The 24,332-nt window shown below is 64.6% G+C and carries 22 protein-coding genes and 1 pseudogene; 13 read left to right on the forward strand and 10 right to left on the reverse strand.

The features are described from left to right. Nucleotides 1–274 precede the first annotated feature (274 nt). Complete coding sequence (locus tag BG60_RS39550; RefSeq protein WP_235366163.1) at nucleotides 275–493, forward strand: toxin-antitoxin system TumE family protein; 219 nt, start codon at nucleotides 275–277, stop codon at nucleotides 491–493. Next, complete coding sequence (locus BG60_RS17070; RefSeq protein ID WP_051079009.1) at nucleotides 490–969, forward strand: HVO_A0114 family putative DNA-binding protein; 480 nt, start codon at nucleotides 490–492, stop codon at nucleotides 967–969. Before BG60_RS39550 ends, BG60_RS17070 begins: the two co-directional genes overlap by 4 nt. A 10-nt stretch (nucleotides 970–979) precedes the next feature. Here the strand turns inward: BG60_RS17070 and fae are convergent, their stop codons facing one another. After that, a complete protein-coding gene (fae, locus tag BG60_RS17075) occupies nucleotides 980–1,513 on the reverse strand; it encodes a formaldehyde-activating enzyme (RefSeq protein WP_008347352.1) in 534 nt (177 codons plus the stop codon). A 316-nt stretch (nucleotides 1,514–1,829) separates the two neighbouring features. Here fae and BG60_RS17080 point away from each other — a divergent pair, with 316 nt between their 5' ends. Next, a complete protein-coding gene (locus tag BG60_RS17080; protein WP_008347351.1) occupies nucleotides 1,830–3,122 on the forward strand; it encodes an MFS transporter in 1,293 nt (430 codons plus the stop codon). 6 nt (nucleotides 3,123–3,128) lie between these two features. Here BG60_RS17080 and BG60_RS17085 read toward each other — a convergent pair whose 3' ends face one another. Next, nucleotides 3,129–3,839: a GntR family transcriptional regulator gene (locus BG60_RS17085; RefSeq protein ID WP_008347350.1), complete on the reverse strand. Its 711-nt coding sequence runs from the start codon at nucleotides 3,837–3,839 to the stop codon at nucleotides 3,129–3,131. A 171-nt stretch (nucleotides 3,840–4,010) separates the two neighbouring features. Here BG60_RS17085 and BG60_RS17090 point away from each other — a divergent pair, with 171 nt between their 5' ends. Together BG60_RS17090 and BG60_RS17095 are read left to right on the forward strand one after the other, a co-directional pair. Beyond that, nucleotides 4,011–4,919 carry a TauD/TfdA dioxygenase family protein gene (locus BG60_RS17090; RefSeq protein ID WP_051079008.1) on the forward strand — a complete coding sequence of 303 codons (909 nt, stop codon included), beginning with the start codon at nucleotides 4,011–4,013 and terminating at the stop codon, nucleotides 4,917–4,919. A 26-nt stretch (nucleotides 4,920–4,945) separates the two neighbouring features. Then, nucleotides 4,946–6,373: an aldehyde dehydrogenase family protein gene (locus BG60_RS17095; protein WP_008347346.1), complete on the forward strand. Its 1,428-nt coding sequence runs from the start codon at nucleotides 4,946–4,948 to the stop codon at nucleotides 6,371–6,373. A gap of 60 nt (nucleotides 6,374–6,433) precedes the next feature. On the opposite strand, the gene BG60_RS17100 is transcribed toward BG60_RS17095, so the two are convergent. Then, nucleotides 6,434–6,802 (reverse strand): BON domain-containing protein, encoded by a 369-nt coding sequence (locus BG60_RS17100; RefSeq protein WP_063828775.1) that lies wholly within the window; start codon nucleotides 6,800–6,802, stop codon nucleotides 6,434–6,436. A 106-nt stretch (nucleotides 6,803–6,908) separates the two neighbouring features. After that, a pseudogene (locus BG60_RS17105) lies at nucleotides 6,909–8,020 on the reverse strand (porin). A 296-nt stretch (nucleotides 8,021–8,316) separates the two neighbouring features. Here BG60_RS17105 and BG60_RS17110 point away from each other — a divergent pair. Continuing rightward, nucleotides 8,317–11,124, forward strand: a complete 2,808-nt coding sequence (locus BG60_RS17110) for a winged helix-turn-helix domain-containing protein (protein ID WP_034472206.1) — start codon at nucleotides 8,317–8,319, stop codon at nucleotides 11,122–11,124. 17 nt (nucleotides 11,125–11,141) lie between these two features. Here the strand turns inward: BG60_RS17110 and BG60_RS17115 are convergent, their stop codons facing one another. Genes BG60_RS17115 through BG60_RS17140 form a run of 6 tightly spaced genes read right to left on the reverse strand, consistent with a single transcriptional unit; the run spans nucleotide 11,142 to nucleotide 16,795 of the window. Then, nucleotides 11,142–12,281: an acyl-CoA dehydrogenase family protein gene (locus BG60_RS17115; RefSeq protein ID WP_008347336.1), complete on the reverse strand. Its 1,140-nt coding sequence runs from the start codon at nucleotides 12,279–12,281 to the stop codon at nucleotides 11,142–11,144. A gap of 8 nt (nucleotides 12,282–12,289) precedes the next feature. Then, on the reverse strand, nucleotides 12,290–13,483 hold the full coding sequence (locus tag BG60_RS17120; protein WP_034472208.1) for an acyl-CoA dehydrogenase family protein: 1,194 nt from the start codon (nucleotides 13,481–13,483) through the stop codon (nucleotides 12,290–12,292). Nucleotides 13,484–13,542: 59 nt separating this feature from the next. After that, on the reverse strand, nucleotides 13,543–14,331 hold the full coding sequence (locus BG60_RS17125; RefSeq protein ID WP_008347332.1) for a citryl-CoA lyase: 789 nt from the start codon (nucleotides 14,329–14,331) through the stop codon (nucleotides 13,543–13,545). 9 nt (nucleotides 14,332–14,340) lie between these two features. After that, on the reverse strand, nucleotides 14,341–14,844 hold the full coding sequence (locus tag BG60_RS17130; RefSeq protein ID WP_008347330.1) for a MaoC family dehydratase: 504 nt from the start codon (nucleotides 14,842–14,844) through the stop codon (nucleotides 14,341–14,343). A gap of 7 nt (nucleotides 14,845–14,851) precedes the next feature. Then, the gene (locus BG60_RS17135; RefSeq protein WP_008347329.1) at nucleotides 14,852–16,000 is read right to left on the reverse strand and encodes an acyl-CoA dehydrogenase family protein; all 1,149 of its coding nucleotides are present in this window, start codon (nucleotides 15,998–16,000) and stop codon (nucleotides 14,852–14,854) included. Nucleotides 16,001–16,042: 42 nt separating this feature from the next. Beyond that, complete coding sequence (locus BG60_RS17140) at nucleotides 16,043–16,795, reverse strand: SDR family NAD(P)-dependent oxidoreductase (protein WP_033535894.1); 753 nt, start codon at nucleotides 16,793–16,795, stop codon at nucleotides 16,043–16,045. Between the two features lie 227 nt (nucleotides 16,796–17,022). Here BG60_RS17140 and BG60_RS17145 point away from each other — a divergent pair, with 227 nt between their 5' ends. The 7 genes from BG60_RS17145 to BG60_RS17175 all read left to right on the forward strand — a co-directional run bounded on the left by BG60_RS17145 (nucleotide 17,023) and on the right by BG60_RS17175 (nucleotide 24,319). Then, the gene (locus BG60_RS17145) at nucleotides 17,023–18,906 is read left to right on the forward strand and encodes a feruloyl-CoA synthase (protein WP_008347323.1); all 1,884 of its coding nucleotides are present in this window, start codon (nucleotides 17,023–17,025) and stop codon (nucleotides 18,904–18,906) included. A gap of 20 nt (nucleotides 18,907–18,926) precedes the next feature. Continuing rightward, nucleotides 18,927–20,066 carry an acyl-CoA dehydrogenase family protein gene (locus BG60_RS17150; RefSeq protein ID WP_008347322.1) on the forward strand — a complete coding sequence of 380 codons (1,140 nt, stop codon included), beginning with the start codon at nucleotides 18,927–18,929 and terminating at the stop codon, nucleotides 20,064–20,066. 35 nt (nucleotides 20,067–20,101) lie between these two features. Beyond that, entirely contained in the window at nucleotides 20,102–21,289 is a 1,188-nt protein-coding gene (locus BG60_RS17155; RefSeq protein ID WP_008347320.1) for a lipid-transfer protein, read from the forward strand. Continuing rightward, on the forward strand, nucleotides 21,289–21,726 hold the full coding sequence (locus BG60_RS17160) for a MaoC family dehydratase N-terminal domain-containing protein (protein ID WP_008347319.1): 438 nt from the start codon (nucleotides 21,289–21,291) through the stop codon (nucleotides 21,724–21,726). Before BG60_RS17155 ends, BG60_RS17160 begins: the two co-directional genes overlap by 1 nt. Nucleotides 21,727–21,740: 14 nt before the next feature. After that, nucleotides 21,741–22,157: a MaoC family dehydratase gene (locus BG60_RS17165; RefSeq protein WP_008347317.1), complete on the forward strand. Its 417-nt coding sequence runs from the start codon at nucleotides 21,741–21,743 to the stop codon at nucleotides 22,155–22,157. Nucleotides 22,158–22,179: 22 nt separating this feature from the next. Then, nucleotides 22,180–23,001, forward strand: a complete 822-nt coding sequence (locus BG60_RS17170; protein ID WP_008347316.1) for an SDR family NAD(P)-dependent oxidoreductase — start codon at nucleotides 22,180–22,182, stop codon at nucleotides 22,999–23,001. 334 nt (nucleotides 23,002–23,335) lie between these two features. Next, on the forward strand, nucleotides 23,336–24,319 hold the full coding sequence (locus BG60_RS17175; protein ID WP_033535861.1) for a glycosyltransferase family 2 protein: 984 nt from the start codon (nucleotides 23,336–23,338) through the stop codon (nucleotides 24,317–24,319). Nucleotides 24,320–24,332: the final 13 nt, after the last annotated feature.

Raw genomic sequence — 24,332 nt, forward strand, 5'->3', positions numbered from 1 at the left:
ATGTTGCAGTGCGGAATCGCGGGCGGCGCGTCTGACTTCTTTTCGTCATGAAAGCGCGCAGCTCGACGCGCGTGTCAGTCTAGCAGCGTCTCGCGAGCTTGGCAGCGAAGGTGTGTCAAGTCGTCCGTTCGGGGAATGGCGGGCGGCGGCCGGGTGTTGGAGTATTTGACAACACACTATGGCGTTGTCAGAACGTCCAACAGAAAAGCTCCGCTCGTCCTGGGTGCGCGAGAGGAGATGCCTTCCGGTGGTTTCGTCGAACTAACGATATGGCATGTCCCTGAGCCTGCTCCGGGATGCACATTCATATAAATACAGGCTTGCGTATGTCGTCGCTGGCGAGTGCGTGCTGCGTTACGACAACGAGCGAGGCAAAGGCGATCACCGTCACTTCGCGAACGTCGAGACACTTTATGAATTTACGTCGGTCGAGCAGTTATGCGCCGACTTCTTCACGAATGTGCAAGTCTGGAACAGATGGAGCTCAAGATGATGAAGACCGTCACGATCGGCATCGCGTCGCTGGAAGAGTTCAGCGAGCGCGTTCTTGCCACGGTCAAGAGCGGCAAGTTCCCAGGAAGGTTCTTCTCCTACGCCACGCCCGAACTCCTCTTCCGCACCTTCACCACGCCCCGCTGGCAAATCATCCGTGCGATGACCGGCGCCGGCCCGATGTCGATCCGCGAGCTGTCGCGCCGGCTCGAACGCGACGTGAAAGGCGTGCATCGCGACGTGCAAGCGCTTCTCGAAGCCGGCTTGCTGGAACACGACGAGCACGGCGCCATCGTGTTTCCGTACGACACCGTGCGCGTCAACTTCACCTTGAAAGCGGCCGATCTCGCGCCGCCCGCCGCGCAGCGCAAATCCGCCGGCACCGCCATCGGCGAAGATTGCGCACCGTCGCCGCACAGCCCGCGTCGGCGAGCGGCGCCACGAAAGCGCGAGCCGCGTCCGGCGGGAAACCGCTGAACAGCGGAATTCAGCTCCAGTCGTCCATGTCGTGCTTGATCGTGTGGCGATTCGCGATGAGTTCCTCCACGCTCGGCTCGTTGCTCATGGCGCGCTGAATGGCGAGCTTGGTCGCTTCGTAATTCGTGCGGTACATGTCCTTCTTGTCGATGTTCGCGTCCGTCGCGCAACGCGGATCGATCCACACCAGACTGATGATGCACAAATCGTTCGCCTGATCCTTCGGCAGGATGCCTTCTATCAGGCAATCGACGACCGCATCGGCGGTTGCCGACTGCACCACGCCGCCGAACAGATCGATGTTCGCCATGTCCTTCAGCGTCACTTTCGGCACGATCATCGTCGCCGGGCGCACCATCTGATTGCACGCGCGTATCGCGAACATCGCGGTGTGTCCTTTCGATTGCGCCATCATGTTGGCGAACGCGTGGCCGACCGGCCCGTCGACGCGGCCGATGAGAATTTCGGGCATCGCGTCGGTCGCTTGTCCCGGCGCCGCCAGCACGGTTGCTTCGCCTGCGCGGAAGGTCAGATCCAGACTCATGAGCACTCTCCTTTCAGGGCTGAACGATGGTTCGATAGTCCGAAGGAAGAACCGTTTGCAAGGACGATGCCATCCGCGTGATGCACGGCGCGCCGGCAATCCAGGCAACGAGGCGGCGAACAGTCTGCGCCCGCCGCGTGACACACTGTGCGGGACGGCGTTTTCCCTGTCCTCCCTGTTTCGGGTGGGGGTGCGGTTCGTCACGCGCACTTAACGTGGCGACGTGCAGCTTGCACTCCGCGCGAGCGCGCGCGGCGAAACCTACAACGCACCCCGCGGCCCGAACGGGCGCCGCATTTTTGAGCCGATCCGACCCATGAACTCACTCGACGGTTACAGGCCACGCGCGGCGTGGTTGACGACGCTGATGCTGACGGCGCTTGCCCTCATCAATTTCCTCGACAAGATCGTGCTCGGCATGGTGGCCGTGCCGCTGATGCGCGATCTGAACCTGTCGCCGGCGCAATTCGGCGTCGTCGCGGGAAGCTTCTTCTGGCTGTTCGCCGTATCGACGGTGCTGGTCGGCTTTCTGTCGAACCGCATCCAGACCCGCTGGCTGCTGCTCGCGATGGGCGTCATGTGGGCCGTGCTGCAGATTCCGCAGGCGCTCTTCAGCAGCATGGCCGCGTTTCTCCTGAGCCGCATGGTGCTCGGCGCGGCGGAAGGCCCGTTCTATCCCGTTTCCGTACACGCGCTCTACAAATGGTTTCCCGACGAAAAGCGCAACATGCCGGTCGCCTTGCTCAATCAGGGCGCGATGGTCGGCCTGCTGCTCGCGGGCCTGCTCATTCCGGTGATCACGCATCACTGGGGCTGGCGCATGAACTTCATCCTGCTCGGCATCGTCGGCGCGTTGTGGAGCGTCGTGTGGCTGTTCGTCGGACGCGAGGGCAATCTTGCGCGGCGTCCGCGCGGCAACGCCAGTGCCGACGCCGCGCCTCAGAAAGTGCCGTATCGCAAGCTCCTGAGCAATCCGACCGTCCTCAGCGTGTTCATGCTCGGTTTCGCCGCTTACTGGATGCTCGGCGCCAACACGACCTGGCTGATGAGTTACCTCGAAAAAGCGCTCGGCTTCTCCGGCATCGCGTCCGGACGCTGCTTCGCGCTCGTGATCGCCACCGCGGCGCCGTTCAGCCTCGGGCTCAGTTGGCTGTCGCAGCGCATGCTCGCTCGCGGGGCGTCGTCTCGCAGCGCACGCGTGCGTTTGCTGTGCGCCGCGTTCGCGATATCCGCGTGCCTTTTCTTCGCGCTGATGCTGCCGGGCCTCAGCTCCGCGCAGAAGGTCGCCGTGTTCGCGGTGGCCGGCGCGCTGCCGGCCGTGTGTTTCGCGCTCGCGCCCGCCGTGCTGTCGGAAGTCGTGCCGGATGCGCAGCGCGGCGCGCTCATCGGCATCCACACCGCGCTCGCGAGCACGGGCGCGGCGATCGCGCCGATGGTCATCGGCCGCATCGTGCAGGCGCACGGCAGCACGAGTGCCCACGCCTACGAACTGGGCTTCGCGACGACCGCCGCCATGCTGATCGTCGCCACGCTCATCGCGCTGCGCTGGATGCATCCGGATCGCGCGCCGCGCGCTTCGACCGAGCCGGTCGCGACGAGCGCCGCCTGAGCGCGGCTAGCGCGACACCTTCGCCTTGTACGCGAAGCGGTCGCCGCGAAACAGCAGTTCGGCGCAGCACAGCGCCTTGCCCTGAATGTCGAAAGGCGTGCACCGGACGCGCAGAAGCGGCGCGCCCGGATCCACCTTCAGCCGCCGCGCGTGCTCTTTCGTGGCGGCGATCGCGGCGCTCTCGGTTTCCAAATGCTTCAGCCGATAACCGAGGCGTTCTTCGAGAATGCTCGTGACGTCGTTCGTTTCGAGGTCTTCGGCGACGAGTGCGTCCATGAGCGCCGGGTCGGCCATCACCATGAACATGGCGACGGGCGCGGCGTCCCACAGACGCAAGGTCGTCGCGCAGACGAGCGTGTCGCCTTCGCTTAAGCCGAGCGCTTCCATCGCGAACGGCGGCGGCGTGATCGTCCGCACCGACAGCAGTTCGCCGTTGGCCGTCTGGCCGCGCTTGCGCGCCGCTTCGTAGAAACCGGTCAGTTGTCCGAGATCCGAGCGCTCCGACGGACGCGTGACGAAACTTCCCTTCCCGTTGATCTTCTCGATCAACCCGCTCGCATGCAGCCCGGCGAGCGCCTGCCGGATCGTGATGCGGCTCGCGCCATATTGTTCGACGAGTTCCGCTTCCGACGGCAGCTTGACGCCCGGCGCGAGATCGTTGGCGATGATCTGCTGCCGCAACGCTTCTTCGATCTGCCTGAAACGAGTTTGTGTCATGGCGCCCTTTTATCTTGTCCGGTGGATCGAAACACTGACGGCGATTGTAGCTGTCATGACAGGCTACGGGTTTTAACCGGTACACCTGTTATGACAGGTTGTGCGACCATGCTCGCGAGCATCGCGGCTCGGGCGCCTTTTTTGGCGACGCCGCATCAACGGGAGATCGACATGCAGCAAGCCGGTTCGACCATCGAAGCACGCACTTCCGATTCGGCTCCAGGCGAAATCTGGCCGTTCACCGTCACGCTGGCCACGCCCGCGATCGGCGCTTACGTGAGCGACATCGACCTGCGCCAGCCGCTCGACGAGCCGACGTATCTCGCGCTGCGCCGCGCGCTGATCCGCTACAAGGTGCTGTTCTTCCGCGATCAGGACATTACGCCCGCGCAGCACGTCGCGCTCGGGCAGCGGTTCGGCAAGCTGGAAGTGCATCCCGTCATCGCGCATCATCCCGATCATCCGGAGCTCGTCGTCTTCGACAAGTCCGACAAGAAGCGCGGCCGCGAAAACATCTATCACAGCGATGTTTCGTGGCGCGAAGTGCCGTCGATGGGCTCGATCCTGCGTTGCGCCGAATGTCCGCCAACCGGCGGCGACACCATCTGGGTGAACATGGCGCTCGCCTACGAGAACCTGCCCGCCGAAGTCAAAGCGCGTCTCGAGGGCCTCATCGCCGTGCACGATCTGATGCCGCTCTTCGGCTCGATGCTGCCGCCCGAACAGCGCATCACCGTGCGCGCGCAAAACCCGGCCGTCACGCATCCGGTGGTCCGCACGCATCCCGAATCCGGCGAGAAGCTGCTCTTCGTCAACGAGGCATTCACGACGCATTTCTCCAACTACGCGGAGATCGCGGGCTATCGCTTCGGCTTCGATCTCAAGCTGGCCGAAATGGACCTCCTTCAGTATCTGTTCCGGCAAGCGGCCGCGCCGGAATATCAAGTGCGCCTGAAATGGGAGCCGCACACGATCGCCTTCTGGGACAACCGCGCCACGCAGCACTATGCCGTTCAGGACTACTATCCCGCCGTGCGCCGCATGATGCGCGCGACGATCATCGGTGAGCGCCCGGTCTGAGCGCGTCATCACGCAATGGAGAAACCGTGAAAGAGTTGAACAAGTTCTATATCGGCGGACGTTGGGTCGAGCCGGCCGCCGGCGCGCATTTCGCCGACATCGTCAATCCCGCGACGGAAGACGTCATCGGCCGCGTGGCGATGGGCACGAGCGCCGACGTCGACGCCGCGGTCGCAGCGGCGCGCGCCGCGTTTCCCGCGTGGTCGCGCACGAGCGTCGCGACGCGCGCGGCGTTGCTGAGCCGCGTCATGACGCTGTACAAGGAACGCATGGGCGCGCTCGCCGACGCGATCACCACGGAAATGGGCGCGCCCGCATGGCTCGCGCGCGAGAAGCAGGCGCCCGCCGGACTCGGCCAGTTTCACGGCACGCTGACCGCGCTGCAGGACTTCCCGTTCGTCGCCACGCGCGGACGCACGCAGATCGTGCGCGAGGCGATCGGCGTGGCGGCGCTCATCACGCCGTGGAACTGGCCGCTCAATCAGATCGCGGCGAAAGTCGCGCCCGCGCTTGCGGCGGGCTGCACCATCGTGTTGAAGCCATCGGAAATCACGCCGCTCGACGCCGAGCTTTTCGCGCAGATTCTCCACGACGCGGGCGTGCCAGCCGGCGTGTTCAACATGATTTACGGCGATGGCGCCGACATCGGCGGGGCGCTCGCGAGCCATCGCGGTGTCGATATGGTGTCGATCACCGGATCGACGCGCGCGGGTGTCGATGTCGCGATGAAAGCGGCGCCGACCGTGAAGCGCGTCACGCAGGAGCTGGGCGGCAAGTCGCCGAACCTGATCCTCGACGACGCCGATCTGAAGAGCGCCGTATCGAACGGCGTGATCTTCTGCATGCTCAACTCCGGCCAGACGTGCATCGCGCCGACGCGCATGCTGATGCCGAAGCGTCTGCACGACCACGCCGTTGCAATCGCTGCCGCGACCGCGAACGCGCTGACGGTCGGCGATCCGGCGCATCCCGATACCAAACTCGGCCCGATCTCGAATCGGCGTCAGTACGAGCGCGTACAGCAGATGATCCAGCGCGGCATCGACGAAGGCGCGACGCTCGCAGCCGGCGGCCCCGGCCGGCCCGATACGCTCACGCGCGGCTTCTACGCGCGCCCGACCGTGTTCGCCAACGTGCGCAACGACATGAGCATTGCGCGCGAGGAAATTTTCGGTCCGGTCGTCGTGATGATTCCGTATTCGAGCGAAGACGAAGCCATCGACATCGCCAACGATACCGACTTCGGTCTCGCCGCCTACGTGTCGTCATCCGACGCGGCGCGCGCGCGTCGCGTCGCGGATCATCTGCGCGCGGGGGCGGTGATGCTCAACGGCGCGACGCTCGACCTGAACGCGCCTTTCGGCGGCTACAAGACGTCCGGCAACGGTCGCGAGTTCGGCGAGCACGGTTTGTCCGAGTTCCTCGAAACGAAGTCGATCGCCGGCTGCGCGTAATGCAAACGCCCCGCGTCGGCGCAAACCGGCGCGGGGCGACGAAGGAACGTTCAAGCGCTATCAGAACGTCGAGAGCGTCAGCGTGTTGCGCACCGTTTTCACGCCCGGCACGCCCTGCGCCACGCGCGTCGCCTGCTCGATCTGCGCGACTTCGGGAACCCAGCCTTCGAGCAGCACGTCGCCGTCGGTAGCGCGCACAGTGATGCCGGCCGCGCGCATTCCCTTTGCGTCGGCGAGCGCGGTGAGGATCTTCCGGCGCAGCGCGCGATCCGCCGCTTTCGACGAAGTCTTGCCGCCATTCGCCGCCGATGCCATCGCCGGCACGGACGCGCTCACGGGCGCCGACGCGCCGCTCTGCGCGTTGCCATAAAACGATGCGCTGACGGCGGCGACGCCGATCATCAGCTTTGCAGTTCGAAGTAATTTCATAGTGTGATTTGCCGCCATGTTTGTTGTAACGATGCTCGATGCGATGAATGCCGAACGGCGCACTCCGCCGCGCCCGCAGGTTCGGACGAAGCGCGCCCGCTGTCAATCAGAAGCGATGCGACATGCCGACGCCGACGAGCGTCTGATTCTCGCCCGCGGTCGTCGTGTAGCCGGGCCAGGCGGTCGTCGCGAGGCCGTTGTTCTTCATGAAGCCCGCGCGCGCATAAAGGGTCGTGCGCTTCGAGAGGCTATGATCCGCGCCGACCTGCACGCCCCAGGTGTTGTCATGCACGCCGCGCGCGAGGCGCTGAAAGCCGGCGATTTCGATGGCGTCGGCGGGCGTCGCCTGAATCGTCGCGCCGATTTCCGCGACGCTGAACGGATGCGCCGCGTTCAGCCGCGCCGCGACGGAACCCGCGGCCGGATTCTCCGGCTTGTGATACGTGTAGTTGGCCTGCAGATTCACGATGCCGATGCGATACGCGAGCGCCGCCGTGTAATGCTCGACGGACACCGTGTTCACCGCAGCCGGCAATCCCGGCAAGGTCTTCGATCCGGGATGCTGGAACTGATACGACACGCCTGCGTACAGCCCGTAACCGGAGTACGTGGCGGCCACATCGAGCATGTTGCCCGTGCTCTGCGGATACGGCTGCGTCACGGACGCCGCGAGCGCATACATGCCCCAAAGCTGGAATCCGCTGAGATTCGGCGACTTGTAGACGATCGCATTGCTCGAACGGCCGCCGCCCGTCTGCGTGGCGATCGTGTTTCGGTCGATGGAATTCGCCGATGCCGCGAGCGGCGAGAGCACTTCGTTCGCGCGAAACGGATCGGTCGGATAGAGCGACCAGAACGTCGGCTGATACTGCCGGCCGAACGTCAGCGAGCCGTACTTTTCGTGCGACAGGCCGACCCACGCCTGACGATAGAACATCACCGAGGAATCGGCGAAAGCGGTGCCGTTGTTGATGTTGAAGCCGCTCTCCAGCGTGAACACGGCCTTCAGGCCGCTGCCGAGATCTTCGCTGCCCTTCAGACCGACCATCGAACCGCTGTTGCCGCCGCTTCCATCGACCAGGAATGCTGGCCGCCGTTGTCGTACCACTGAAAGAATGCGTCCGCGACGCCGTAAAGCGTGACGCTGGACTGGGCCGCCACGCCGCTCGCCACGACCGCAAGGGCCGCACCGGCAACGCTCTTCCTGACGATACACATAGCTGTCTCCTCGTTATGGGTTTTTGGTCTCCCCGGCGCCTTTGTCCGATGCACGCGACGCACGCCGACGCCCCTCCGATCCCGTCCGATTCAGTGTTGCAGGGCGTCTTCCCGTCACCACTACCCGAATCGAGTAGGCGCGGGAATACCCCAGTTCGTTCGTCGAGCGAACCATTGCCGTACTCCGATAGTTCCCGCGCCGGACTACGCGTGTTCCCTAGCGGGCACGGCGCGTCGTGAACGCTAGAATCGCCGGCATCGGAGTTTTGTCCCACCTTGAAAGACGCAGGTGCTTGATGACTGAAACGATCCTCCTTCGCTATCCGAATCATTCCGATGACGACACCGCGCGGGCATCCGCGTCCGATCCGGCCTGCGCATCGCCGCGCATATCGACGCGCATCGTGGGCCGCGAGCGGCTCGTCGCTCAGCTCGTCGAAGCCCGGCGCAAGCGCTGCATCGTGATGCAAGGCCCGGCGGGCTACGGCAAGACGACCGCGCTCATCGCGTGGCGCGAGGCGCTTTATCCGCTCGCGTTTCAGGTCGCGTGGCTCACGCTATCCGATGAAACCGACGACCTCGCCCGGTTCCTCGACGCACTGGCCGCGAGCCTCGCGCAAGTCGATCCGTCGATCGCCGGCGACGCCGCCCTGCTCGGCGGCCGCGGCCTCGACGACGAAGCGGTCGAACGCACGATCATCGCGCTGGTGCGCGGCATCGCGGGCCGTCAGGGCGATCTCGTGCTCGTGCTCGACGATCTGCATCGGCTGACGGATCGGCGCTGTCATCAATCGCTGCAATGGCTGCTCGATTACGCGCCGCCGAATTTGCATGTCGCGATCGCGTCGCGCGGCGCGATTCCGCTGTCCGTCGGCCGCATTCGCGACGAAGGTCTGCTGCTCGAACTCGACATGCGCGATCTGCGCTTTTCGATGGCGGAATCGTTCGCGTTTCTCAAATTGCAGCTTCGCGACATCGCCCCGCGCGACGCGCGCCGCATGCACGAAATGACCGATGGCTGGATCGCCGGGCTGCAGCTGATGGTGGTCGGCGCGAAGCGCGGGAACGTCGCGCCGAAGCAGCTCGCGCTCGATGAAGCGTTCGCGGACGCTCCGCTGCTCGACATCCACACGTTCGCGGAGTATTTCGGACGCGAAGTGCTGTCGCGGCTCGCCGCGAGCGAATGCGAGCTGCTCATGCGGATGGCCGTGTGCGAGCGGCTCTGCGCGCCCTTGTGCGTCGCGCTGATCGGCGGCGCGGATCATCCCGACAGCGTGCTCAAGCTGCTCGCCCGTCTGGAAAGCGACAATCTCTTTCTCGCGCCCGCCGGTCAGGATGCACGCAATGTGTGGTATCGCCTGAATCCGCTTTTTCGCGAGACCTTGCTGGAGCGTTTTCGCGCACGCAGCGAGGCGCAGCAGCGGCAAGTGCATCACACGGCATGGCAGTGGTTCCGCGAGCACGATTACGCCGATGAAGCCGTGCGTCACGCCGTGCTCGCCGGCGAACCCGCCGCCGCCGCCGATCTCGTCGCGCAGATCGCGCGCGCCCTGCAGCCGCGCGGCGAACTGCGCCGGATCGTCGCGCTGATGCGTCTCTTGCCGCAAGCCGAGATTCAGGCGCGCGTCGGGCTGCGGCTCTGGATGATCCATCTGCATCTCTACAATCGCGAGTTCGACGCTTGCGCGAGCGAGATCGAACGGCTGCGCGCCGATCTCGCGCACGACGACACGCACTCGCGCTATCGCGTCACGCTGCTGGAAGCCGCGCTCGCGGTCCAGCGCGACGATCTCGACGCCGCCTGCACACTGCTGCCGCAGCTGCGCACGCTGCCGGACGACGCGCAAGGCATCACCATCGGCGCGCACAACAATCTGCTGACCTGGGCGCATACGCTGCGCGGCGAATTCGACGAAGCGCGCCGCGCGCAGACCGACCGCGCGCCCGTGCTCGCGGACGGCACGCCGCTCATGAGCACGTCGGCGGGCGTGCTGAGCGGGCGCGCGCTCGTGGGTTTCGGTCATCTGCTGGAAGGCGATCTGCTGCGCACCGAGCGCGTGTGCCGCGACGTGCTCCACGAGGCCGAACCGCGTGGCAGCGCCGCGGCGGAGGCGTCCGCGCTCGCCGCGGCGCTGCTCGGCGAAGTGCTCTACGAATCCGGCGATGCCGATCAGGCGTGCAAGCTGCTCGAAGAACGTCTCGACGTCATCGAGCGCGTGTCGTTTCCGGATGCGGTGACGAGCGTGCTCACGGTGCTGTCGTCATCGCGCTGGCTCGCGGGTCATCGGCTCGATGCGATCGCGTGTCTCGATCGGCTCGAGGATTACGCCGCGAAGCACGATCTGCGGCGCGCGCTCGCACATTGCGTCGCGCAGCGCGTCCGGCGCGACTTGCAGGGCGGCCAGTTCGACGCCGCGCACGCGGGCCTCGCGCGGCTCGACGAACTGACCGCGCGCGCCGGCTCGCTCGCGCACGCGGCCGATTTCCGCTTCGTCGCGCAGCAGGCGCATATCGACTGGCGCATGGCGCACGAGGATCACGACGCGGCGGCGCATGCGCTCGCGCCGCTCATCGAACTGTGCCGGGCGCGCGGCTGGCAGCGACGCACCGTGTCTCTGGAAGTGCGCAGGGCTGTCACGGCGCACGTTCGCGGCGACGCGGATTCGGCGCGCCAGGTCATGCTGGACGCCGTGCGCCACGGACATCGCCTGGGCCTCGTGCGCACGCTGCTCGATGCGCATCCCGCCGCGCTGGATCTGATCGGCGCCGCCGTCCGGACCGAACCGCAGGGCGCGGTGTTGCAGTTCTACGCCGATCGTCTGCGCAGCGCGCAAGCGCGCGCGACGGCGAAGCGGCCGGGCGCGCCAGGATCAGGCGTGCGCGCCGGCGAGGCGAAGGCGCCGGAAATCCTGAGCGTGCGGGAAACGAAGGTGTTGAGCCTGCTCGCGCAGGCGTTGCCGAACAAGAAGATCGCCCGGACGATGGGCATATCGCCCGAGACGGTCAAATGGCATCTGAAGAACATCTACAGCAAGCTCGGCGTGTCGAGCCGCGACGAAGCCGTCGCGCGCTCGCGGGACCTCGCGCTGAACGACGGCGCGTGATCCCGGACGCGCGCGTCTCACGCGGCGCGCGCGCGTGCCTCCGGCTCGATCGGCAGATTCGCCAGCACGTCGGCGTGAAATTCGGCATCGCCCAGACGTAGCGACGCCACCATCAGCGACTTGAAGTAATCGCCGACAGCCAGTTCCGCCGTAACGCCCATGCCGCCGTGCAACTGCACGGCCTGCTCGCCGACGAAACGCGCCGCGCGGCTCACGATCAGCTTCGCCGACGAAATCATGCGACGCCGCTCGATGACGCTCGGATGATCGATGGCCGATGCCGCCAGATGCGCCATCGACAACGCCAGTTCCTTTTGCACGGCCATGTCCGCGACGCGATGGCGCAACGCCTGAAAGCGCGCGAGCGGCTGGCCGAACTGCTTGCGGGTGCTCAGATATTCGGCCGTCATCTCGACGAGGCGTTCCAGCGCGCCCGCGCTTGCCGCGCATTGCGCCGCGATGCCGAGTTCGAGTGCGCTTTCGAGCATCGCTTCGCCGCGCGCGGCATCGCCGATGAGCGCGCTTTTCGGCACGCGCACCGCCTTCAGCGTGACTTGCGCATCGTGCGTGCCGTCGAGCGTCGGATAGGCGCGAATCGTCACGCCGGCAGCCGACGACGGCACGACGAACAGCGACATCGCCTGCGCCGACGCGTTCCACGCCGATACGATCAGCGATTGCGCGACGGCGCCATGCCATACGTGAACTTTCTCGCCGTCGAGCAGGAAGCCGTCGTCACGCGCTTCGGCTACCGTCGACGGACGCGCGAAGTCGTAGCGGGCACACGGCTCCTGATACGCGAGCGTCACGATCTCGCGGCCTTCGGCGATCGGCGGCAGCCACGCTTCGCGTTGCGCTTCGGTGGCGTATCGCTGAATCAGCCCGGCCGCCATGACCGCGCACGGAATGAGCGGCTCTGGCAAGCACGCGCGGCCCGCTTCGAACTGAATGGCGAATGTGTCCGTGGCTTGGCCATCGAAACCGCCGTGCTCGGAGCCGATCACGAGCCCCAGCACGCCGAATTCCGCGTAGGTTCGCCACGCGTCGCGGCTGAAACCGTTCGCCTTGCGGCGCGCCTCCAGCGGATAGCGCTCTTCCGTGAAGCGCCTCAGGCTGTCCGCGAGCTGGCGCTGTTCTTCGCTGTATGAAAAGTCCATGTCCGATCTCATCCCTCGATGACCGCTTTCGCAATGATTTCCTTCTGCACCTCGTTCGTGCCGCCGTAGATGGTCGGCTTGCGCATCTCCAGATAGAAGCTGCCGATGCTCGCGCCATGACCGGGATCGGGCGTCCATCCGTCGAAGCCGTCGGCGAGCCAGTCGGGCGAGAACGGCACCGCATTCGGCCCGGCGATATCGAGTTGCAGCGCCGACAACGACTGCTGCAGTTCGGACCCGCGAATCTTGAGGATCGACGATTCCACGCCCGCGCCGCGCTGACTCGCCTGCGACGCGACGCGCATCAGCAGCATTTCGAGCGCCAGCACTTCGGCCTCGATGCACGCGATCTTCTCGCGCACGCGCAAGTCGTCCGCGAGCGGCTTGCCGTGGCGGCGCTCGCGCTGCGCCAGCGCCTTCACGTAATTCAGCTCGCGTCTGCAATTGCCGATGCCCGCGATACCCGTGCGCTCGTGGCCGAGCAGGTATTTCGCGTAGGTCCAGCCGCAGTTCTCCTCGCCGACGAGGTTTTCGACGGGCACCTTTACTTCGTCGATGAAGACTTCGTTGACATCGGTCAGGCCTTCGAGCGTGCGGATCGGACGCACGGTGATGCCGGGGCTTTTCATGTCGATCAGCAGCAGCGAGATGCCGCTTTGCGGCTTCGCTCCGGGATCGGTTCGCACGAGACAGAACATCCAGTCGGCGTGCTGCGCGTAGGTCGTCCAGGTCTTTTGCCCGTTGACGATGTAATGGTCTCCGTCGCGCACCGCCCGTGTTTTCAGCGAGGCGAGATCCGAACCCGCGCCCGGTTCGGAATAGCCTTGACACCACCAGTCCTCGGCGGTCGGAATGCGCGGCAGGAAGCGCGCCTGCTGCGCCTTGCTCGCGAACTTCATCAGCACCGGGCCGATCATGTTGAGGCCGAATGGAAGCTGACGCGGCGCACCCGCGATGCCGCATTCGATGTCGAACAGCAGCCGCTGCAGCGCACTCCAGCCCGTGCCGCCGAACTCAGCCGGCCAGCCGGGCGCGCCCCAGCCATGCTGATACAGAATGCGCTGCCAGCGCACGAAGTCGTCGGCATCGAGGTGACGATGATTGAGCACTTTCTCTCGCAGATCCACGGGCAGGTTCTCTGCGAGAAAGCGGCGTACCTGGTCGCGGAACGCGAGATCCGCGCTTGAATAGCTGAGGTTCATGGCACTTCCTTCTGGAGGCGCCCCTTCGCGGAGCGCCTGAGTTAGCGTCGGCTGGCGGCTCAGCGCGTGCGTGAGCGCGCCGGAATTTCGTTGCGCTCGTCCTGCGTCAACACAAGATCCCAGATTTGCTGCGCGACCGGGTTCTGACGCTCCTCGTACAGATGCGCGATGAGCCCCGCCGCGCGCCCGACGAGCATGAAGCCGCGCGCGAGCAGCGGATCGAGCGACATGTCCGCGACGATCGCACCGATCGCGCCCACGGCGTTGAGCGGCAGGTTCTTGCCGTGCTCGTCGCGCAGCACGCGCTCGATCGCGAACACGAGCCGCCAGTGCTTGCCGAAATAGCCGTTGTCGCGCGATGCCTGCGCGAGCGTCGCGACGCGCGGATCGCCGTGGATGTGGATCGGATGCCCGACGCCGTAGATCGGCTGCTTCGCTTCCTTCGCGCGCCGCACGGTCTCGCGCGCGCACGCGGTGATGTCGTCCTCGCTCGCGTCGTCGCGCAATTCGCGACCGGCCTTGATGAGCATCTCCGCCGCGTTCTGCGTCGTGCCGAGAAAGACGCTGCCCGCGCCGAGGAGCCCAGCCGCGACCGCCGCCTGCATCGCCTCGGGCGCGCCGAGATACGTGAGACGCGCGCTCATCGCGGAAGGCGTCAGGCCGTGATCGCACGCCGTCACGAGAATGAGATTGACCATGCGCTTTTCGCGCTCGTCGGGCACGCGGTTCAGGATCGTCAACATCATCGTTTCGACGAAGTCGAGTTTGCCCAGAATGTCCTTCGACAGATCCTTGCCGCGCACGGTGATCCTGTCGATCGTCGTGTAGCCGATTTCGGTGCTGACCATGCTGTCTCCTTATGAATCGTTCTGCGCGCGGCGCAGGACCATCATGCGTACGTCGCATTCGCAGACGGTCTCGCCGCGCTGATTGACCGCCACACGCCTGAAATCGACGATGCCGCGCGCCGGGTTCGACGTCTCGCGCCTGTCGCTGATTTCGATGCGCGCCTTGATCGTGTCGCCGATGAGCGTCGGCTTCGGAAAGCGGATGCGCGTCTCCAGCATGCCGATCAGCGACGGCTCGAGCAGTTGATTGACCACCGTGCGGGTGTTCAGTCCCGACACGATCGACGCGACGAGCATGCCGTGCGCGATGCGCGCGCCCCACGGCGTGCTCGCGGCGTACTCGGCATCGACGTGCACGCGGTTGTAATCGGCGGAAAGCGCGGCGAAGCTCACGACGTCCGCTTCGGTCACGGTGCGGCTCGCCGTTTCGAACGAGAAGCCCGGCTCCAGGTCTTCCCAGTAGTAGCGCGCGGTGTGGAGGTCGCGCGGCGCGAGCATGTTTTCCTGGTTCATGCGCGCCTCACACGATGGCCGACATGCCGAGCACTTCGCGCCCGACGATCAGCGTCTGCACTTCGGCGGTGCCTTCGGGAATGGTGCCGCCGCTCGTGTCGCGGAATATGCGCTCCAGCGGATACTCCGTCGAATAGCCGATGCCGCCGTGCACGCCGATCGCGATCTTCGCCACTTCATGCGCCGCTTCGGCAGCATAGAGCTTCGCGATCGAGCATTCGATGCGCGCGGGCAAACCCTTCTGCAACGCGACGGCCGCCTTGTAGCCGAGCGCGCGCGCAGCTTCGGTGCGCACCATCATGTCGACGATATGCTTCTGCACGAGCTGGAACTGGCCGATCGGCTTGCCGAACTGCTTGCGCGTCTTCGCGTATTCGACGGACAGATCGAGCGCCGCCTGCGCCGCGCCGACCGCGCCCATCGCAATATTCATGCGGCCGTAGTTCAGTCCGATCGCCATCACCTTGAGGGCGCCGCCTTCCGCGCCGAGCAGGTTTTCCTTCGGAATGCGCAGATCGTTGAGAAAAAGCTCGGACGTGCCCGACGCCTTCAGCACCATCTTGTCGACGAGCCGCGCCTCGACGGGCGTCTGCGACTTGTCGACCAGAAAGAGCGAGTGGCCGCCGTCGCACGTCTTGCTGTGCGTGCGCGCGAGCACGATGACGTAATCGGCCGCGACGCCGTTCGTGATCCACAGCTTCGTGCCGTTGAGCACGTAGTGATCGCCGCGATCTTCGGCGCGCGTTTCGATGCCCGCCGGATTCGAGCCGTGATTCGGCTCGCTGAACGCGACGCACGCGCCCTTTTGCGACGCAAGCACGGGCGCGAGAAAACGCGCCTTCTGCTCGTCGTTGCCCTGATGCGAAACGAGGCGGCAGAACACGTTCGTGATATTGACGATGGTGCGCAGCGAGCCCCAGAAATAACCGCATTCTTCGAGCATCATCGCCCAGGTGACGAAATCGAGGCCCATGCCGCCGTCTTCTTCCGGCAGCAGGCCGCCGATATAGCCGAACTGGCTCACGCCCGCGAGCAGGTCGAGCGGAATGCGCCGCGCCTTCTCGCATTCGTCGATGCGCGCCACGACTTCATTGCGCATATAACGGCGGATGCTGTCGCGCAGCGCGACCTGATCCGCGTCGAAATCAAAATCCATGTGCCACCTGCGTCTTCGAATGATGGGTAAATGAATGCGCGTTCAGGACGAGAAGCGCCCGCCCGTGACGTACAACGTGACGCCGGAGATGTAACGCGCGCGCTCCGACGCGATGAACGCAACCGCCGACGCGATGTCGCCGGGCATGCCGAGAAAGCCGACGGGCGTTTTGGCGATCGCCGAGTCGCGCAGCGTTTCGTACGTGGGATTGGCGCGCATCAGTTCGGTCTCGACGAAGCCCGGCGCGACCGCGTTCACGGTGATGCCGAACTTCGCCTGTTCGAGCGCGAGCGCGCGCGTGAAACCGATCAGGCCAAGTTTGGCGGCGCTGTAGTTGGTTTGCCCCGGATTGCCGAACACGGAGCGCGAAGAGATGTTCACGATGCGCCCCCACTTGCGCGCCATCATGCCGGGCAACACCGCGCGGCTGCTGTGAAACGCGCCTTTCAGGATCACGTCGACGACGGAATCCCATTCGGGCTCGGTCATCTTCGTCAGATAGCGGTCCTTGTTGAAGCCCGCGTTGTTCACGAGGATGTCGACGCCGCCGAAGGCTTCGTCCGCCGCGTTCGCGACGTGCCGCACTTCGTCCTCGCTGCATACGTCGCAGCGCACCGCGATCGCCTGCGCGCCGCTCTTTTGCAGACCGCTTGCGACTTCGTCTGCGGCGGCGGCGTCGATATCGGACACGACGATGCGCGCGCCTTCCGCCGCCAGCATGCGCGCGACTTCCGCTCCAATGCCGCGTCCGCTGCCCGTGACGAGCGCGACCTTCCCGGCGATACCCAGATCCATGACGTCTCCCTTTGATTCGATGGCTTCACCGATGCGCGTTTTCAGCGACTTCGCGTTGTGCCGCATCGTGGAATGAAGATACGCTGCGGCGCCACAGGAGCCGCCACCCACCTCGGGTGGTCGCCGCCTTGCGCGCAAGCCGTATGCTTCTGAAAAGTGCAGAGCGCTCGAATCAGGCACCCAAGCCCGATCGGAAAGAAGCCAAACATGCTCAGGAGACAGGCGTAATGAGTACGTTAGAAGCAAGCGACGCGACGAAGCCGCGATATCGTCCCGTGCGGTTTCCGCAACGCCGCACGCTCGTGGAGCGCCGCGCCGACGGCACGCTGATTCTTCGCTGCGACCGTCCGTTGCCGGACATCGCGCAGCGTTCCTTCGCCGATTTCATTCCGCTCTGGGCCGCCGAACGCGGCGCCACGCCCGCCTTCTGCGAGCGCGGCGAAGACGGCGCGTGGCGCGCGTTGAGCTGGAGCGAACTGTGGCGGCAAGTCCGCACGGTCGGCGCCGCGCTGCTCGAAATGGGCCTCGGCGCGGAACGTCCGCTGATGCTGCTGTCCGGCAACTCGATCGAACAGGCTGTCGTGCTGCTCGCCGCCGAATACGCGGGCATTCCGAGCGCGCCCATTTCGCCCACTTATGCGCTGCTCAGCAAGGACTTCGCGCGACTCAAGGCGATTTGCGAACGCGTGCCGCCCGGCGCGGTGTTCGTGCAGGAAACCGGTCCGTTCGCGCGGGCGCTCGCGGCGCTGCCGCTGAACGGCGCGCCTGTCATCGCAGTGAAACAGGCGCTGGCAGGACACATCGCATGGGACGCGTTGACCGCTCTTCCGCTATCGGACGCGCGGCTGCAAACGGTCGAGCAAGCGCATGCGGCCATCCAAAACGACGACACCGCGCGCGTGCTCTTCACCTCCGGCTCGACCGGCGCACCGAAGGGCGTGCGCCTCACCTACCGCAATCTCGGCGCGGTGGCGGCCTACTATTCGGACAATCTCGCGTGGCTGCGCGAATCGCAGCCCGTGTTCCTCGACTGGCTGCCGTGGCATCACGGCCTGGGCGGCGTGCTGCATCTCGGGCGCGCAATCCAGTTCGGCGCGACGCATTACATCGACGATGGCCGGCCGCTTCCCGGCATGATCGAGCGCACGCTGCGCAATCTTCGCGACGTCGCGCCGACCATCTATACGAGCGTGCCGTCCGCCTGGGCCGCGCTGTCGAACGAACTCGAACGCGATCCGCTGCTCGCACAGAATCTCTTCGGCAAAGCCAGCTTCTTCGGATATGGCGGCGCGAGCATGCCGGTCGAAGTGTGGAACCGCATTCAGGCCGTCGCGGAGAAGACCATCGGCGAGCGCATGACGTTCTGCTCGGGACTCGCGGCCACGGAAACGTCGGGAATGGGCACGTACTGCGGCTGGGCGACCGACACACCGGGCAATATCGGCACGCCGTCGCTCGGCACCGAAGTCAAGCTGCTGCCGCTTCCGGGCGGCGACGGACGCTATGAAATCCGCATGCGCGGCCCGAACGTGTTCGGCGGCTACATCGGCCAGCCGGATTTGACTGCCGCCGCTTTCGACGAAGAAGGCTTCTTCCGTTTCGGCGATGCCGTGCGCCTCGCCGATCCCGCCGATCCGGCGAGGGGCATGGAGTTCGCGGGCCGCACCGTCGAAGACTTCAAGCTCGCGAACGGCAGCTGGGTGCGCGTCGGCGCGTTGCGGCTCGCGCTGGTCGACTGCTGCGCGCCGCTCGTTTCCGACGCCGTGATCTGCGGTCACGACCGCGACTATCTCGCGGCGCTCGCCTGGCCGAACGTCGCGGCATGCCAGCGCCTCGCGCCCGAGCTCGCGTCGCTGGATGCGAAGTCGCTCATCGCGCATCCGCTCGTCATCGAAGCTTTGCGCGAACGGCTCGTGCGGCAAAAGCCCGCCGGCGCGACGCTCGTCATCGAACGGCTCATGCTGATGGCCGAACCGCCATCGCTCGATGCCAACGAAATCGCCGACAAAGGTTACGTCAATCAGGCGACCACGCGCGCGCGCCGGGCGCATCTGATCGACGAGCTGTACGGGACCGAACCGGGCCAGCACATCGTCCGCGCGCGCCGATAACAAAACAAGAGGAGCTTGCAATGCACATCAATCGAACCGTCTTCAGAGACGATCACGAAATGCTTCGGACTACTGCGCGCAGATTCTTCGAGCGCGAATGCGTTCCGCGCCAGGCGCAATGGGACAAGGCCGGTTGCGTGGATCGTGAAACATGGCTCAAGGCCGGCAAGCAAGGGCTGCTGTGCACGTCGATTCCGTCGGAGTACGGCGGCGGCGGCGGCGACTTCGGGCACGTCGCCGTGCTCGTCGAAGAGATGGCGCACACGGGCGTGAGCGGACCGGGCTTTGGCGTGCACTCGGACATCGTCGCACCGTATATCGCGCGCATCGGCAATGAAGAGCAGAAGCAGAAATGGCTTCCCGCGATTTGCGCAGGCGAGCAGATTCTCGCGATCGCGATGACCGAGCCCGGCGTCGGCAGCGATCTCAAAGCCGTGCGAACCACCGCGCGGCGCGAAGGCAACGAGTACGTCATCAACGGCAGCAAGACCTTCATCACGAACGGTCTGAACTGCGATCTGATCGTGGTCGTCTGCACGACCGATCCGGCCGCGGGCGCGAAGGGCGTGAGCCTGATCGTCGTCGAAGCGACGCGCGAAGGCTTTCGCCGCGGCCGCAAGCTCGACAAGGTCGGATTGCACGCGCAGGACACCGCCGAACTCTTCTTCGACGACGTGCGCGTGCCCGTCGCGAACCGGCTCGGCGACGAAGGCAAGGGCTTCGCCTATCTGATGGCGGAATTGCCGCAGGAACGGCTCTCGATCGCGGTGAGCGCGGCGGCGCGTCTCGAAACCTGCCTGCAGCACACGATCGATTACGTGAAGGACCGTCGCGCGTTCGGACAGACCGTGTGGGACTTTCAGAACACCAAGTTCAAGCTCGCGGACGTCAAGGCGCAGGCGATCGCGGTGCGTCTGATGATCGATCACTACATCGGCGAGCACACGCGCCGCCGGCTGACGCTCGAGGAATCCGCGATCGCCAAGCTCTATTCGACCGAAGCGCTCGGCAAGGCGCTCGACGAGATGGTGCAACTGCACGGCGGCTACGGCTACATGCTGGAGTATCCGGTGGCGCGCGCATTCGTCGACGCCCGTGTCTCGCGCATTTTCGGCGGCACCAGTGAAGTCATGCGAGACCTCATCTCGCGCAAGCTCTGAATCCATCGAATCCTCAATCACTGAAGGAGAAGCACATGAGTCGCAAGGTGTATGTCGCGGGCGTGGGAATGATTCCGTTCAAGAAGCCGGGTGCAAGCGAGACGTACGACGTGATGGGCGAAATCGCGATCCGCGATGCGCTCGCCGACGCCGGCCTCGACTTCAAGGCCATCCAGCAGGCTTACGCGGGCTATGTGTACGGCGATTCGACGTGCGGCCAGAAAGCGCTTTATCGCGTCGGCATGACGGGCATTCCGGTCATCAACGTCAACAACAACTGCGCGACGGGTTCGTCGGCGCTTTGGCTTGCGCGCCAGGCCGTGGAAAGCGGCGCGGTCGATTGCGCGCTCGCCTTCGGCTTCGAATTCATGCAGCCGGGACCGCTGCTGCCGAAATGGCCGGATCGCGCGGCCGCGCTCGAGCGTGCGATCAGCCTGACGAACGAACTCGTCGACAACACGGAAGTGCCCACGGCGATTCGCCAGTTCGCGGGCGCGGGCCAGGCGCACATGCGCAAGTACGGCACGAAGCTCGAAACGTTCGCCCGCATTCGCGCGAAGGCGAGCGAGCACGCGGCACGCAATCCGCTCGCGGTGTTCCGCAACGTCGTGACGACCGAAGACGTGATGAACGCGCCGATGCTCTGGGAAGGCGTGCTCACGCGCCTGATGGCCTGCCCGCCGACATGCGGCGGCGCGGCGGCGATCGTCGTGTCCGAGGCCTTCGCGCGCAAGCACGGCCTGCGCACCGACGTGCTGATCGCCGGCCAGTCGCTCGCCACCGATCTGCCGAGCACGTACGAAGCGCGCGACATGATCCGCGTCGTCGGCTTCGACATCACGCGCAACGCGGCGCAGCAGGCATACGAGCAGGCGGGCGTCGGTCCCGAAGACATCGACGTGATCGAACTGCACGACTGCTTCGCGCAGAACGAACTGCTGACCTACGAAGGACTCGGCCTGTGCAAGGAAGGCGAAGGCGAGCGCCTCGTCATGGATGGCGACAACACCTACGGCGGCAAATGGGTGACGAATCCGTCGGGCGGCCTGCTTTCCAAGGGGCATCCGCTCGGCGCGACGGGTCTCGCGCAATGCTACGAGCTGACGCATCAGTTGCGCGGCACGGCCGGCGACCGTCAGGTCAAGGACGCGAAGATCGCATTGCAGCACAACCTCGGGCTGGGCGGCGCGGGCGTCGTCACCATCTACAAGAAGACTGCGTAATGGCGATCGACAAACAACACATCGGCATGAAGTTGCCGGTCTATTCCGCGACGGCGGACGCGTGGCGTCTGCGCTTCTTCGCGAAGGCGATCGGCGAAACCAATCCGGTCTACTTCGACGAAGCCGCCGCTCACGACGCCGGTTATCCGGCGCTGCCGCTGCCGCCGACGTTCCTGTTCTCGCTCGAATTCGAGCAGCCGTCGACGGCGTGGCGCGAGGCGATCGGCATCGTCTCGTCGCGCATTCTCCACGGCGAGCAGTCGTTCACGTATCACCGCATGGCGTATGCGGGCGACGTGCTGCGCTTCGAGAGCCGCATCGCCGATATCTACGACAAGAAGAACGGCGCGCTGTGGTTCATCGTGCGCGAAACGCGTGTCACGAACCAGCGCGGCGAGCACGTTGCCGATCTGCGCAGCGTCGTCGTTCAGCGATAAGCGGGGAAATGCGAATGAGCACCATCAATTTCGATTCGATCCAGATCGGCGACAGCTTGCCGCCGCTCACCCTTCCGCCCGTCGACCGCACGATGCTCGCGCTGTTCGCGGGCGCATCGGGCGATCACAACGCCATTCACATCGACACCGACTATGCGCGGCGCGCCCGCGTGCCGGACGTGTTCGCGCACGGCATGTTGTCGATGGCCTGGCTCGGCCGGCTGTTGACGTCGTGGGTGGAGCAACGGCAGCTTCGTGCGTTCGGCGTGCGCTTTGTCGGCATCACGCAGCTCGGGCATGTCGTGACGTGCACGGGCAAGGTCACCGAAAAATTCGAAGCCGACGGCGAACGCCGCGTGCGGCTCGAGATCCAGACCGTCAATCAATATGGCGAACCGCGCGTGCTCGGCGACGCGGTGATCGCGCTCTGACTTCAATCATCAGGAAGACATCATGGGAAAGCTCGAAGGCAAAGTGGCATTGGTAACCGGCTCGGGACGCGGCATCGGTCAGGCGATCGCGATGAAGCTCGCGAGCGAAGGCGCGCGCCTCGTCATCAACGATCTCGATGCCGAACCCGCGCAGGAAACCGTGGAACTGCTGCGCAAGCAAGGCACGGAAGCGGTGGCGTGTGTCGGTAACGTATCCGCGCCGGATTTTGCGGACCGGTTCATCGGCACGGCGATGAATTCGTTCAAGGGCATCGACATCATCGTGAATAACGCTGGTTTCACCTGGGACGACGTCGTGCAGAAGATGACCGACGAGCAATGGTACGCGGTGCTCGATTGCCATCTGACCGCGCCGTTTCGCATCCTGCGCGCCGCGTATCCGCACATCAAGGCGCTGCACGCCGCCGACAAGGAAGCCGGACGCGACAATTACCGCAAGATCGTGAACATTTCGTCGACGTCCGCGCTGAACGGTAACGCCGGTCAGATGAATTACTCGTCGGCGAAAGCGGGCGTGATCGGGATGACGCGCGCGCTGGCGCGCGAATGGGGCCGCTTCAACGTGAACGTCAACGCCGTGGCTTTCGGGCTCATCCATACGCGCATGACCGTGAGCACGGAGCAGGCGCAGACCGTGAAGATCGACGGGCGCGACATCCGTGTCGGCCTCAACGCCGACATGCTGAAGACGCACGCACAGCGCAATCCGCTCGGTCGTGGCGGCACGCCGGAAGAAGCCGCGGGCGGCGTTTATCTGTTCTGCTCGCCCGAGTCGAATTACATTACCGGCCAGACGGTGGCGGTTGCGGGCAACTTGCAGTAGAGCGATCGATTTTCCTTGGAGTGGCTGCTTCTCTTTGGCACGTTCGGATAGAGCCGAACGTGCCTTTTTGCTTTTTATCGCCATGGGAACGCGATAAGTTTTCGAAGTCCATAATTGACCGCCTTCGCGTCAGCCCGGTCATTAATTCGTGAATAGCAGGAGAACTGAAGTATTAAGTTCTTGTTGAAACAAGATATAACAGGGAAAATCTGCTGAATTGAACCATGCACCGGTTTGGCAATAGTCAATGACCCTGATGCGTGCATGCGATGCACCAAGTAGAATCCCTAAGCCGTTCTACTAAAAAAGGTCTCGAAGCTGGGACTGACAATACATGCAAGCACCGCCAAAAATCAGTGTCCTGCTGCCCGTGTACAAAGTCGAGCCGTACATTGAAGAATGCCTCGACTCGCTATTGTCACAAACCTCCACCGACTTTGAGATTATTGCCGTCGACGACAGCAGTCCTGATCGATCCGGCGAAATGACTTCACGCATTCTGGAAAAGCAAAGCAGAATATCGTGGAAACTCATCAAGAATCTCAAGAACAAAGGACTGGCCGAAACCCGCAAAATCGCCGCAATGGCGGCGCGTGGCGAATACGTTTTGTGCGTCGACAGTGACGATCACATTCATCACGACACCATTCGCCGTGTCATCCAGGAAGCCGACAAGCACAATGCAGACGTCGTGGTCTTCGCCGCCGAGAATCTGACGCCGGATGGCAAGGTCAATTACCGCATCGAGACGGGCGACGCCGTTATCAGCGGCATGCAGGCGGTCGAGAAAATCCTCGATTTGTCCTTGCAGGCGTATTGCTGCAACAAACTCGTGCGCCGTTCGATTTTTCTCGCCGTGGAACATCCGACCGGACTGATTTACGAGGATATCGTCGTCTCGGTCCAGACGCTCGGGAAGTCGAAAATCGTGCGGCTGATGCCCGATACCTTGTACGCGTATATGTATCGGGAAGCGGGAATTTCGACGCGCTTCAATCCGAAGATCGTGGATCTCTTTGCGATTGTCGATCGCGTGGAGAGACTCACGGCGTCGATGCCTATACCGAATTACCGGCGTCTGCTGTTCCGGTTGAAGTACATCTATGCGTATCGCACGATTGCGTTTCAGGCGGCGATGAAGGCGCCGACTTACGGTTCGGCGAAGCCGATTCTACGCAGCGTGTCGGAAAAGTTGCGCATGGCGCATTTGCTCGGCATGTATTCGGACAGTCGGCCGAAACTGTCGATCGTCATGGCGATGCTGAAGATTCATCCGTGGATTTTCTATTGCTTCGTCCGGCGATTCGGACAAAGGTAATCCTGCCACAGCG

It is taken from the genome of Caballeronia zhejiangensis (assembly GCF_000698575.1).
GTDB classification, from domain to species: domain Bacteria; phylum Pseudomonadota; class Gammaproteobacteria; order Burkholderiales; family Burkholderiaceae; genus Caballeronia; species Caballeronia zhejiangensis.